9 protein-coding genes are annotated in these 12,437 nt (G+C 50.3%); 3 read left to right on the plus strand and 6 right to left on the minus strand.

Features of this window, described 5'->3' with window-relative positions:
• Positions 1-74: 74 nt before the first annotated feature.
• Positions 75-2,510: an ABC transporter permease gene (locus LN737_RS07120; protein ID WP_405517467.1), complete on the plus strand. Its 2,436-nt coding sequence runs from the start codon at positions 75-77 to the stop codon at positions 2,508-2,510.
• 8 nt (positions 2,511-2,518) lie between these two features.
• On the opposite strand, the gene LN737_RS07125 is transcribed toward LN737_RS07120, so the two are convergent.
• The 3 genes from LN737_RS07125 to LN737_RS07135 all read right to left on the minus strand — a co-directional run bounded on the left by LN737_RS07125 (position 2,519) and on the right by LN737_RS07135 (position 7,319).
• Positions 2,519-5,560, minus strand: coding sequence for an outer membrane beta-barrel protein (locus tag LN737_RS07125; protein ID WP_405517469.1), 3,042 nt, complete (start codon positions 5,558-5,560; stop codon positions 2,519-2,521).
• Positions 5,561-5,657: 97 nt separating this feature from the next.
• Entirely contained in the window at positions 5,658-6,452 is a 795-nt protein-coding gene (locus LN737_RS07130) for a GLPGLI family protein (protein WP_405517471.1), read from the minus strand.
• A 90-nt stretch (positions 6,453-6,542) separates the two neighbouring features.
• Positions 6,543-7,319 carry a GLPGLI family protein gene (locus LN737_RS07135; protein WP_405517473.1) on the minus strand — a complete coding sequence of 259 codons (777 nt, stop codon included), beginning with the start codon at positions 7,317-7,319 and terminating at the stop codon, positions 6,543-6,545.
• A 121-nt stretch (positions 7,320-7,440) separates the two neighbouring features.
• Here LN737_RS07135 and LN737_RS07140 point away from each other — a divergent pair, with 121 nt between their 5' ends.
• Together LN737_RS07140 and LN737_RS07145 are read left to right on the plus strand one after the other, a co-directional pair.
• Positions 7,441-8,940 (plus strand): cell wall metabolism sensor histidine kinase WalK, encoded by a 1,500-nt coding sequence (locus LN737_RS07140; protein ID WP_405517475.1) that lies wholly within the window; start codon positions 7,441-7,443, stop codon positions 8,938-8,940.
• Positions 8,941-8,943: 3 nt separating this feature from the next.
• A complete protein-coding gene (locus tag LN737_RS07145) occupies positions 8,944-9,627 on the plus strand; it encodes a response regulator transcription factor (RefSeq protein ID WP_405517477.1) in 684 nt (227 codons plus the stop codon).
• Between the two features lie 51 nt (positions 9,628-9,678).
• Here the strand turns inward: LN737_RS07145 and LN737_RS07150 are convergent, their stop codons facing one another.
• From LN737_RS07150 to apaG, 3 genes are all read right to left on the minus strand, one after another.
• Positions 9,679-11,049, minus strand: a complete 1,371-nt coding sequence (locus LN737_RS07150) for a hypothetical protein (protein ID WP_405517479.1) — start codon at positions 11,047-11,049, stop codon at positions 9,679-9,681.
• Positions 11,050-11,105: 56 nt separating this feature from the next.
• The gene (locus tag LN737_RS07155; protein ID WP_405517481.1) at positions 11,106-11,885 is read right to left on the minus strand and encodes an O-methyltransferase; all 780 of its coding nucleotides are present in this window, start codon (positions 11,883-11,885) and stop codon (positions 11,106-11,108) included.
• A gap of 92 nt (positions 11,886-11,977) precedes the next feature.
• Complete coding sequence (gene apaG / locus LN737_RS07160; RefSeq protein ID WP_405517483.1) at positions 11,978-12,364, minus strand: Co2+/Mg2+ efflux protein ApaG; 387 nt, start codon at positions 12,362-12,364, stop codon at positions 11,978-11,980.
• Between the last annotated feature and the right edge of the window lie 73 nt (positions 12,365-12,437).

The following is a 12,437-nucleotide window of genomic DNA, read 5'->3' on the forward strand; positions in this document are numbered from 1 at the left end:
AGGAAAAAGGAGAAATAAGCCAATCCGATTCCTTTTTCCCGATTCCTTTTCCCTGTTCCTTTATTCCTCTCTTTATGCTAACCAACTACCTCAAAGTCGCTCTGCGCAACCTGATGCGCCACCTGAGTTTTTCGGTTATTAATCTGGTTGGCCTCTCCGTTGGTCTGGCTTGCTGTCTGAGTATTTACCTGTTTGTTCAGGATGAATTCAGATACGACCGGTTTCAGGTGAAGGCCGATCAGATTTACCGGGTCGTTAACCAACGGACCGCCGAAGGCAAGGAAAGTCAGTTTGCGGTTACGCCCCCTGCGTACGGCCCAACGCTGAAAGCTAATTTCCCGGAAGTACAGCAGATGGTCAGGCTCTTTGCGCTGGGAAACAAGCCTCTGGTGACGTATCAGAATAAGAAATTCTTTGAGAGCGATATACTGCTGGCCGATTCGACCTTTTTCGATGTATTTAGTTTCCCGCTGATACGTGGCAATCCGAAACAGGCACTGCTGGGAGCGAATACGCTGGTCATTTCCGAATCGATGGCCCGGAAATACTTTGGCGATCAGGACCCGATGAATAAGCAGTTGACCCTCGGCGGAGCGGGGTCCACACCGTTTCGCGTAACGGGCGTCATGAAAGACGTACCGAGGTATTCACATCTGAACGTGAACGCAGTAGGTTCATTTAGTACGTTGAGATCGCTGGTAGAACCAGGGCGGCTGGAAAACTGGCGCTGGCAGCAATTTTACACTTATATCGTGTTGCCGAAAGGCTATAATCCTGAGCAGTTGCAGGCCAAGCTACCCGCCTTGCTGACTCGTTACGCCAAATCTGAATTAGACAAGATTGGTATAACGTACCAAACCCGGCTGCAACCTCTGACGGATATTCATTTACGTTCGTCGGAGCTGGAGTATGATAATGCCCAGAAAGGCAATATCCGGTACGTATACGCCCTGATGGCTATAGCCCTCTTTGCGCTGCTGATTGCCTGTTTCAACTTCATGAATCTGTCTACGGCCCGTTCACTGACCCGGGCGAAAGAAGTGGGGTTGCGCAAGGCAATCGGTGCTGAACGCGGGCAGCTTATCCGACAGTTTCTGGGAGAATCGCTGCTGTTAACCGCAATGGCCATGCTGGTTGCCCTTATCGTAACGGCCATAGCCTTGCCTTTCTTCACCGATTGGGTGGATAAACGTCTTTCGCTGAGTGAACTGCTGCAACCTCAAGTGCTGGCCGGTTTGATTTTGGCTGTGCTGGTTGTTGGCGGACTGGCAGGTATTTATCCGGCTTTCTTTCTGTCGGGGTTTCGCCCTGTGCAGGTACTGACTGGCAACGGCGTCCCGGCACCCCGGCAAGGGGCAATTTCGCTACGAAAAACACTGGTGGTTCTGCAGTTCACAGCCTCTACCGTATTGATTATTGGTACGGCCGTTGTGTTTTCACAACTTCGCTATATACAACAGAAAGACCTGGGTTTTGCCGACGAACAGGCCATTGTATTGCCACTACGTACGGATGCCATGCGCGAAGGCTACGAGGCCATCAAAGCTGATTTGCTTCGCAATTCCATGATCCGGGCCGCAACAGCCTGCTACGGTATACCGGGCGGCCTTTTTGCGGGTGATGGTATAAAGCTGCCGGGCAAAGCAGAGGAAATATCGACTAATATGTTTCTTGTTGATCCTGACTACATTCCGATGATGGGTATGCACATTGTGGCGGGCCGGAATTTTTCCAGCAGCTACGGCACCGACCTTACGGAAGGCTTCATGCTCAACGAGAGTGCCGTACGTTCATTCGGCTTTGGTAGTCCGCAACAAGCATTGGGAAAGGAGATTCTATGGCCAAAATGGGTGCAGAGTAATCCGGCCGATACGCTCAAACGGGGCCGGGTTATCGGTGTGGTCAGGGATTTCAATTATAAATCACTCCATCAGAAAATCGAGCCGGTTGTGCTGCACATTTTCCCCGCGGCTTTCTCCAGCCTGGTTGTACGGGTACAACCGACGAACCTGACGGCTACCCTTGATTTTCTGAAAGCCAAATGGCAGGCACAGGCACCCGACTGGCCGTTTGAGTACCAAATCGTGGATCAGGAGTTTGAAAAACTTTATCGCTCTGAACAACTCTTCGGAAAACTGTTTAGCCTGTTCACCGCCTTGTCTATTTTCATTGCCGGCCTCGGCTTGTTTGGCCTGGCTACCTTTATGGCGCAGCAGCGTACCAAAGAAATTGGCGTCCGGAAAGTGCTGGGGGCGTCCGTTGCCAGTATCGCGGTATTACTCTCGAAAGATTTCCTGAAACTGGTTCTGGTCGCTATCCTGATTGCTTCGCCCATTGCCTGGTATGCCATGAACAACTGGCTGGCCGACTTTGCCTATCACATTGACATTGCCTGGTGGATGTTTGCCGGGGCCGGTCTGATGGCCATTGGTATTGCTCTGCTGACAGTAAGTTTTCAGAGCATTAAAGCCGCGTTGGTGAACCCGGTCAGGAGTCTGCGCAGCGAGTAATACTAAACTTAAATCCCGAATTTTCGCAGGTTATAAACGAAACTCACCAGCAGATACCGACGTAGTATCCGACTTTGTACGTCCTCGATATACGTATCGGTGGTATTACGGATCAAGCTGCGGTTCTGATTCAGTACGTCGAATACCTGTAAGCGCAATTCACCCTGATCGCCTTTGAAAAACTGCCGTGCCAATGCTACGTTCCACAGCATAAATTGCTGATTATAACCCGCTGCCCGCCCGGTTGTAGCTGTGTAGGTCAAATCGCTGGTAAGAACGAAACGGAAGGGAAGCTTCCAGAATACGTCGGCAGTAGCGTACTGCGACCAGAAAGCCGTGTTCTGTTTTGGCATGAGCGAATAGGTAGCCGTTTGGTACGTTACGTTGCCGCTGATGCCGTATTCCAGGTTGTTATTGAGATTGGATTGCAGCCGAACGCCCTGACTCAAGCTGGCATTTTTTGCATTGTTCTGTTGGTCATTAATGAAGCTAACCGCCCGACTCAACCCGACATTGGTAGTGAAGGTAAGCCCTAGTCTCGAAGGTTGCAGCGTTCGCCCGATAGACATCGACCCATTGACCGCCCAAAAACCACCCACGTTGACGGGTTGCGTCGTCTGCACACCCGACGGACTGATGGTTGTCGACGTAGCAATGCGGTTGTGGCTCTGATTCAGGCTGGCGAAGACCGAAAAGCTTTTGGTACCTAATTCGGCAGACGCATTGTAAGACAGGAGCAGGGTATTGTAAAACTCGGGTGCGAGCTGTGGATTTCCAACGCGGACATTGAGCGGATTGGTGTTGTCGATTACGGGCTGCAGTTGAGAAAGCGAAGGTGCATTCAGTCGGGTTCGGTATTGCAGGCGCAGGTTTCGGTTTCTGGAAAACGTATAACTGAATAAGGCGTTCGGCAACAGATTGACGTATTGGCGTCGCTGACTGCTATCCGCCGAACGATTATCGAGCTGCAGTTGTGATTGCTGAACGTCCAGGCCCAGGGCCAATCTGGACCGTAGATGTTGCGTCTGGAACGTAGCACCCGCCCGATGGAACGAAAAGGCGTTACTAAATTGGTTTGATAACGGAAAATTGACGCGGTCGTAAAGTCCCGTTGTTTCATTTCGGTCGGCAACCAGTCGGTCGGCACGATTGCTGCTGATCGAGTATGCATACCGAAACTCCAGTTTTTGCGTGAACGATAACGGTTCGGTATAGGATAATGTCAGTGTGTTTTGCAGGTTGTAACTGGTTTGTCGGTTCTGCTGGTCCAATCGATTCGAAATGGGATTGGCACCCGTGGAGTCATAAAATGTATTAACCGACTGATTCAACGCCTTCGTTTCCCCATCACCTAATACCGTATTCAGGTTGAACGACAGGGTACGGCCTTCGCGTCGGAATTTACGCATGAGCAACAGGTTATTATAGCCGTTTAAGCCGCTTCCTGCCGATCCGTAAGCCGTTTCGCCGGTATTAACAAGTTGATTTGGTTGTCCTACCAGACCGGGTCCTACCAGACCGGGTCCTACCAGACCGGGTCCTACCAGACCGGGTCCTACCAGACCGGGTCCTACCAGACCGGGTCCTACCAGACCGGGTCCTACCAGACCGGGTCCTACCAGACCGGGTCCTACCAGACCGGGTCCTACCAGACCGGGTCCTACCAGACCGGGTCCTACCAGACCGGGTCCTACCAGACCGGGTCCTACCAGACCGCGTCCTGCCGGACCGGGTAACGTAGAGCGGCTGGATAGTCGGCTGGTGTAATCGGTCGTTTGCCACGACAGGCTAGGGGTTAGCCGGAGGCTGGTCATCGAATCAAGTGTCCAGTCGAGACGGAGATTGAACCGATGGGTCAGTTGCTGATTCTGCGAGTAATTCTGCTGATCAGTCGTAAGCGCCTGTTCGGGCAAAATACTCATGCGCCGACTCTGTTGATCCGTAGTGGTAATGGCCTGATTCAGAAAGTAACTCGTCGAAATTTCAGCTCGCTTACCCCATTTATCGCGCGGTCCGTCGCTACGGTAGTTCAATCCGCCGGCACGTACCTCAATCACATTAGTTGGCGTCTGGCTACCAAAAGGCTCACCACCATCTGGCCCCCCAACAAATACCGGGCCTTGTGCCGGTCCAGCGCCCAGCGTAAAATTTTGCTGGTTGAGGTTATTGGCCTGACCAATCAGGGAAATCTGACGTCCCGGTCGGTGTGCCGCATCACCGTCGCCACGGTTGTTGAAGCGATTCAGGTTCAATCGGCCCTGGTACCGATTGGCCTCCCCATCGCGGGCTGTGCCTAGTCCCAAAGAATTCTGCCCAAAATAGCCCTTTCGTTTGTTTCGCTGGAGGGTTATGTTGATGGTTCGTTCTCGATTGCCATCGTCGATACCCGAAAACTGCGACTGGTCGGACGACTGATCGTATAATTGAACCTTATCGACAATATCAGCGGGTAGGTTTCGGGTAGCCATTTTCGGATCGTTCCCAAAAAACGGCTTCCCATCGACTAAGACCCGGTTGACCGTTTGCCCCTGCGCTTTGATCGTTCCATCGCGACCCACTTGCAGGCCGGGCAGTTTGCGTAACAATTCTTCCACCGCGGCATTCGGCTGCGTTTTGAACGACCCCGCATTAAACTCCAGAGTATCCTGCTTCACGGTGACCGGGGCACTTTCCTGTCGAACCACCACTTCCTGAAGTTGATTGCTTTGCTCGACCATCCGCAGAATACCCACGCCGATGGCTGGTACCCCTGACGAAGCCGTAACTGATTGAGAGAGATTGCGATAGCCCAGGAACGTAATGAGTAGCCGGTAGTTTCCCGCTGCTACGTTGCGTAGCTGAAACAGACCATCGCCATCAGTAATCGTACCCGTTACGTAGCTCGAATCGCGGGCTATCAGCAACGAGATAGACGCCTGCCGAAGGGGTTTGCCACTCGCCGAATCAACGACCAGTCCCTGAATCTCAGATTTTGTTCCGGTACGTTGGGCAAATAAGCCGGTGGTCAGGCTGGTGAAGAGGATCAGTGAAAGAAGCAGGAAAGGTTTCATAGTGTAGCGAGGGGCAGGGGAAGGAGCAAGGTGCAGGGAGCGAGGGGCAGGGGTTAGCAGCACTTGTCCTTGCTCCAAGCACCTTGCACCCCGCTCCTCAATTCCGTTCGTTCAGTTGGAGTTGCTGCTGGAAATCGGTGATGGCTTTCTGGCGTAGCTCGGTTAGTTGGCCGGGTGTAACAATTTGGGCCTGTGCATTCGGTTTGACTGCCGACGCATCGGGGGACGTAGTGTCAACTTTGGTTGCTTTGAACTGCTCCTTGCTGCCTTCGATGAGCAAGACCGTTCCGGTTTCGGGCGTGAGTGCTTCAATGGGCGAGTAGGTGATAGGCAGCTCGTTGGTTATCCAGACGGTGTAGGTTTCCTTGTTGAAAGGCACGGTAGCTTTTCGGCAGGTGTAACCAGCTATTTTTTTGGTTTGGTCGGTTAGCTGCCAGCCGCTTACGCGCTGAATTGTTGATTCGGCCTGATACGTTTTGGCTTCTGCGTCTTTACCCACCGTAAGGATCGTTACTTTTTTCAGGTCTTTCAGGTCAATAAAAATCTGCTCTGTAAACGGTCGTGGAATGTTTCTTGTCTGGGGAGGGCCACCGTCGCCCCTTACCCGAATAATGGCGTTTTGCTCGTCGCGGCTTTCTTTCGCATACGTACCACTAACCAGCACCTTCTGCCCAAACATACGCGTATCGGGAATGTCGGTCGGGAAGTTCGGATCGCCGGGTTTTACCTGCTCGCCGTTAATGACAATACGCATCTGGGATGGGTCGACTTTGCGGACCCCTTCATATGTAATCTGGCCAGACCAGGTAGCAGAAGCCGTTTGAGCGAGGATTGGGTGAGTTATCAGCATGGCTACAAAGCAGCTGACAACTAGGCAAATACGTGTTTTCATGAAAAATGACTGGTTTGATAAACGTAGTGATGGATTGATTAAATATTAGGAGATTCCTTGTAACGTACTGATAAACAGTGTTAAGCCGTATCAGCCTCCCTGCCCGGGGCGCCCGTACTTCTGCATATAATCGGCGATGGCTTTCTGGCGTATCTGGGTTAATTGGTCCAGCGTAACCGTTTGGGCCTGTACACTGGGTTTAGCTACCGATGGGTTGGGGTTAGTTTTAGCGATTTTGGTGACTTTAAACTGCACTTTGCTGCCTTCGATGAGCAAGACCGTGCCGGTTTCGGGCGTGAGCGCTTCAATGGGCGAGTAGGTGATAGGCAGCTCGTTGGTTATCCAGACGGTGTAGGTTTCCTTGTTGAAAGGCACGGTAGCTTTTCGGCAGGTGTAACCAGCTATTTTTTTGGTTTGGTCGGTTAGCTGCCAGCCGCTTACGCGCTGAATTGTTGATTCGGCCTGATACGTTTTGGCTTCTGCGTCTTTACCCACCGTAAGGATCGTTACTTTTTTCAGGTCTTTCAGGTCAACAAAAGTCTGTTCTATAACCAGACGCCCAATTCGGCTTTGACTACTAGGGCCAACTACTTCCCCTTCGCGGATTACTTTCGCATTTGTACCATTCACCAGTACCTTCTGCTCAGACATGCGGTTATCGGGGATATCTTTTGGCCAGTTCGGATCGCCGGGTTTCATCAGTTCGCCATTATCATCGAGGAATTTCAGGCTCGCCGGGTCGATTTTGTGAATGCCTTCGTAGGTAATCTGGCCAGACCATGTCGCAGAGGCCGTTTGAGCGAAGCCTGGATGAGTTGCCAGAAAGGATAATAACAAGCTGACAACGATACACATGAGCGTTTTCATGAAAATTGCTGGTTTGGTTTGACCGTTCAAAGGTCAGACAGAGTTTTGTAACGTACTGCTACATAGTGTTAAACAGTGTTAACACCCATCCGAAGCCCACCCGCACGATGTAGATTTGTATATGAACCGACGTATTCGCTCGATATTCTGGTTGATGACCTTTTGCATCATCGGCATCAACGCGTTTCAGGGCTATTGGCTCTGGACGACCTATAAAATGAACAGCCAGCGGTTTAACGGAACGATGCGGGCTGCGCTGTTTTCGGTGTTGCAGCAGCAACAGATAGTCGAAGCCGGCCGGTTGTTTGCGAAGCAGGGGAGTAAGGAACCGCAGAAACAGGCGCGAATGATTATTCGCCGGTTCGACAGTACGACAAATCGAGAGCAGATCCAGGTTTTAGTCAGACGACCTAACGTATCAGTAAATCAAAAGGATACTCTTCAGCCACCTGATCGGGCGATGGTCGTTGAAGAATCGTATCTGGGAACAACAGCGACACATCCGGGTGCGTCAGGAACACGGGTATTTGTCTCGCCTGATACGCTCGCCCGCCGAATCTCGACTATGTTGTTGCTCGACTGGGCCGAAGGGACACGTATCAACCTGCCAAAGCTGTGGGCTGCGTACCATGCTGAGCTACTTCAACGGGGTATAAACGCTAATTTCCTACTCGATACGGTGATTGTTCGCCCGGAAAATTCCGACAAGGAACTGGTTCGTCAAGTGAATACGCCCACAAAGCGGAATGATCCGTCAAACGCAATTAACAAGATCGCTGTACCGATTAATCCGGTTCGGAATCTATTTGTGCAGGCGTCCTTTGAAACACCAACGTACTATCTGCTAGGCAGAATGGGCTGGCTATTGGGTAGTTCGGCGTTTTTTTTGCTGCTGACAACAGGTTGTTTTCTGTTTATGCTGAGTACAATTCTGCGCCAGAAGAAGCTATCGGAGGTGAAAAACGACTTCATCAACAACATGACCCACGAGCTGAAAACGCCGATTGCTACTGTCACCGCAGCGGTGGATGCTCTGCAACATTTTGGGGCACTGGACGATCCGCAGAAAACCCAGACGTATCTGACCATCTCCCGCAATAACCTGCAACGCCTTTCGGATCTGGTTGAAAAAGTGCTGAACCTGGCCGTCGAAGAAAAGCGGGAATTGATCCTGCATCCCGAGACGGTTAATCTGAGCGATTTGGTGAATAATCTGATTGCCAATCATCAGCTGAGGGCTTCTAAGCCTGTTACGTTCAGAGTCGACATTCCCGACGGGGCCAGCGTTCAGGTCGACCGGGTCCATTTTAGTAATGTGCTTAATAATCTGATTGATAACGCGATCAACTATTCTGCCGACAAGGTCGATATTCATATTGTGTACAAACAGGATGTCAGTGGTTGTCAACTTTCGGTAACCGACAATGGGATTGGTATTCCTAAAATGTATCAGACGGCTATCTTCGACCGCTTTTTCCGCGTTCCTACGGGAGATTTGCACCCGGTCAAAGGATTTGGCTTGGGATTGGCTTATGCCCGGCAGGTAATCGAACGGCATGGCGGACGAATAAGTGTTCAAAGTGAACCCGGTAAAGGAAGCGCGTTTTCGATTGATTTTTGACCTATGGCAACTGTATTACTTGTTGAAGATGAGGCCGCTCTCGGCATGATCGTTCGCGATAGCCTCGAAGTGCGTGGTTTCCGGGTAGTCTATGGCAGCAATGGTGAAGAAGGGTACAAACTGTTTCAGCAGGAACAGCCGGATATTATTGTGGCTGATGTGATGATGCCCGAATTAGACGGCTTTTCCATGGCTGAGCGCATTCGACGCGACGATGCCTTAACCCCCATTCTGTTTTTAACAGCCCGTTCGCAAACAAACGACGTAGTGCGCGGCTTTGAGCTTGGTGGGAATGACTACCTTAAAAAGCCATTCAGTCTGGATGAGCTGATTGTTCGCATCAATGCGTTATTACGCCGAAATTCGCCTGTCAATCGGCCAACTCCAACGACTGACCAGCTGACTATTGGCCGCTACCAGTTTGACCCACCTAAGCAAAAGCTCGTATTCGATGACCAGACGGTACTGCTTTCGCATCGGGAAGCTGAACTGTTGCGCAGACTGCATGAGAAACGGAATCAGGTGCTTGAACGTAACGCCGTGTTGCTGGAATTGTGGGGCGACGACTCGTTTTTCAACGGGCGTAGTCTGGATGTGTTCATCACCCGGCTTCGGCGCCACCTCCGCCATGATCCACAGATTCAGATCATTAACATTCGTGGTATCGGGTACAAACTCATTGTGTAAGCGTAAACCCTCGAATTCCACTTCAGGGAATTTAAAGATTAATCTAATTCGCTATTGATCTTCATAGTAGTAGCCGAAAATAATTCCCATTTCGTCTTCACTCGTTAGTCCGAAATTGACGGTTTTGCTGGTCGTATTATTATACGTTATTTCGGAAGTCAGTCCTTCGCCTTTTTGCAGCGCAAGCGGTGTTTTCAACGTAACAATATCGGGGTGCTCCCAATCAGTAGATGTGTAAATTACTTCACCATCCCGACTGCCGCCTTTTATTTTAATCACAAATTTCTCACCCAATTTATGCATGTGCGAAGTCAGGGTTAGAATGGTGCGTGCTTTGTTGAAGGTAAATGACTTGCTCAACGTAACACGCGTATTGGCGGGAATAGTAAGGCTTGTGTTGCCCAGATCCAGCGTTTGAACCACGCGCTGCACCTTCGACTTATCGACCGTGTACAGATTGATTTGCGCTTCCCCCTTCATCACAGCACTGGTTTTATTGACGAAGTGCGAGTTCAGATCGAGCGAAGCACCAGCAGGAATCAGCAAAGCCGTACCTTCGGGAAAAGTATAATCCTGATATTGAGCCTGCGAACCCGCCAGATATACATGGTTCGACATGGTAATTACCGTCGTCAGGTTTAGCGAGTTGTCAGGGTTACGAAGATCACGGATGTCGTTCAAAGTAGGGAGCGCGACCTTATTGCGAAAATCGTAGGCAACGAAGTGGTGACTACCGCTCCTCATCTTGGTCTCGTAGCGGTTCACGTACACATCCTGCGTGTTTCCGACCAGTCGCCGGGTAAATAATTCACGCTCGAAATTCGGTTGAATGTCGAAGGTTGCTATTCCCATCTGAAAACCTGTTCCGGCAGCAGGAGCCGGTAACGGTTCGTAATTGACGGGTGATACGGTTTTGTCGTTCAGTAAGGTCGAGTCAGCAACGTTGCCCGTTTTAGGAGCACCTGCTTCGATCCAGCGTCGGACAAATTCGATCTGACCATCTGACAACAAAGCGCCACCCAACGGCATCGGATTGCCATACTGTTTTCCACTGTGGTGACTGGCTGCTACGTTTAGTTTATGATACAGTAAGCTTTCCAGCGAAGCGAACGGCTTGACCCGCTTAAGGCCATCCGCCAGGGCTTCACTATTTTTTGGATCGATATTGACCAGATTCTGATAAGCAACACCCGCAGCCAGCACCAGCCCATGCTGAGCGAACGTACCGTCCTTATCAGATGAGTGGCAGCCCGACGTAGCGCAGGTTGGTGTAAGAATACGTTGCTGAATCAGATCGAACGAAGAAACGCCATCGGTTGGAGTAGGGGATGCGTTTTCTGATTTTGTACAGGATAGTACATTCAGCAGCAGAGCCGAACAGATAACGCCAAGACTTAATCGTGTATAAGTCAGAAAGTTCATACAATTTTCAGAGCGGAAAGCCTCTTGAAAGATAACGTAATTTTGGGTCGATTTCGTTAAAATCGGAGGATAAAGTCTTGCCTGGGCTGCTCTTTCCGGAAGAACACCAGGCCAACCCAAAACAGGTCGATTGTCACCGTAACGGCCGGGTGCTTTTTGATGTACGCCCAGGCTTGTTCCATTTCGTCGGACCAGTGGATATCATCAAAAACAAAAACTGTATCGTTATGAATTCGGCTCAGGCACGTTTCGAAATAACGGACAGTAGGCTCGTAGCGATGATTGGCATCGAAAAAAACGAAATCAACTTTATCAAGGGCTTGTAGCTGTGGCGCAAGGGTCTCATCTAAATTTCCAACAACAACTTCAACGTTGGTAATGTCTAATCGGGCAAAATTTTGGCGGGCAATGACGGCTGTTTCCGGGCACCCTTCAAAGGTCAGCACCTGACCTGCGTACGGCTTACAGGCTTCGGCCAGATAAGCCGTCGTCATGCCGAGTGAAGTACCCAGATCGATGATAGTGTTGGCCTCAAAACGCCTGACAAGACGAAACAGGAGCCGCCCAAAACGTGTAGCTTTTTGCGAATGACGGGCAATACCACCAATGCTACGTTGCCGCGATGCGTTTATTTTTGAGCCAGCGCCCAAATCCGTAACCGTAATGAACTGACGACTTTTTCGAAGCTCCTTACGTAGTTTTCGGATAGAATCGAATGCGGGCGTATGATCACTCTTTGCCTGAATGACCTGTGTGTAAAGCGCAAAAAGAAAGGGAGAATGAAGCGAATGCTCGTCGCGGGCGCGACTCAAATACCGAAAATAAGCGGCAAACAAATTAATATGGATAATATAAAATGAAGAATGGGTAATGCATACTGAAGTTCAGTCGAACGAACAATTATTCACTGTTCATTTTACATTATCCATTAATTGAGTTTGTAGGGAACAATCATGGTAAATTCCGGAATTGTTACCCGAAGTTGCTTCCCATCGATAATACGCTCGACCAGGTAGGTGCCTGCCATTTTACCTATGCTTGAGCGTAAGTTACAGCCCGATACGTATTCGTGCACTTCGCCCGGCTCGAGCACGGGTTGCAGCCCCACAACGCCTTCTCCTTCAACCTCACGAATCGTGCCATTTGAGTCAAAAATTAACCAATGGCGTCGCAGCAACTGTATCGTGTAGTCGCTTGCGTTTTCGATAGTGATGCGGTAGGTGAATACGTAATGCGCTTGAAGTGGACTGGAGTAATCAGATTGATACTCCGTCTTTACGCTAACTTTCACGCCCTCTGTGACTGACGAAACCATAAATTTAGTGTCGTTTGCAACCTTAGAACGAAAATTAAGTTGATTAGTTTTGTTACGCAAGAACCGATCTCGA

The organism is Spirosoma sp. KNUC1025 (assembly GCF_045160025.1).
GTDB lineage: Bacteria > Bacteroidota > Bacteroidia > Cytophagales > Spirosomataceae > Spirosoma.

Excerpts from the sequence above, each read along its gene's own strand:
- LN737_RS07120 (WP_405517467.1), top strand. The coding sequence starts at position 75 with ATGCTAACCAACTACCTCAAAGTCGCTCTGCGCAACCTGATGCGCCAC.
- LN737_RS07135 (WP_405517473.1), bottom strand. The coding sequence starts at position 7,319 with ATGAAAACGCTCATGTGTATCGTTGTCAGCTTGTTATTATCCTTTCTG.
- LN737_RS07145 (WP_405517477.1), top strand. The coding sequence starts at position 8,944 with ATGGCAACTGTATTACTTGTTGAAGATGAGGCCGCTCTCGGCATGATC.
- apaG (WP_405517483.1), bottom strand. The coding sequence starts at position 12,364 with ATGGTTTCGTCAGTCACAGAGGGCGTGAAAGTTAGCGTAAAGACGGAG.
- LN737_RS07140 (WP_405517475.1), top strand. The coding sequence starts at position 7,441 with ATGAACCGACGTATTCGCTCGATATTCTGGTTGATGACCTTTTGCATC.
- LN737_RS07125 (WP_405517469.1), bottom strand. The coding sequence starts at position 5,560 with ATGAAACCTTTCCTGCTTCTTTCACTGATCCTCTTCACCAGCCTGACC.
- LN737_RS07130 (WP_405517471.1), bottom strand. The coding sequence starts at position 6,452 with ATGAAAACACGTATTTGCCTAGTTGTCAGCTGCTTTGTAGCCATGCTG.
- LN737_RS07150 (WP_405517479.1), bottom strand. The coding sequence starts at position 11,049 with ATGAACTTTCTGACTTATACACGATTAAGTCTTGGCGTTATCTGTTCG.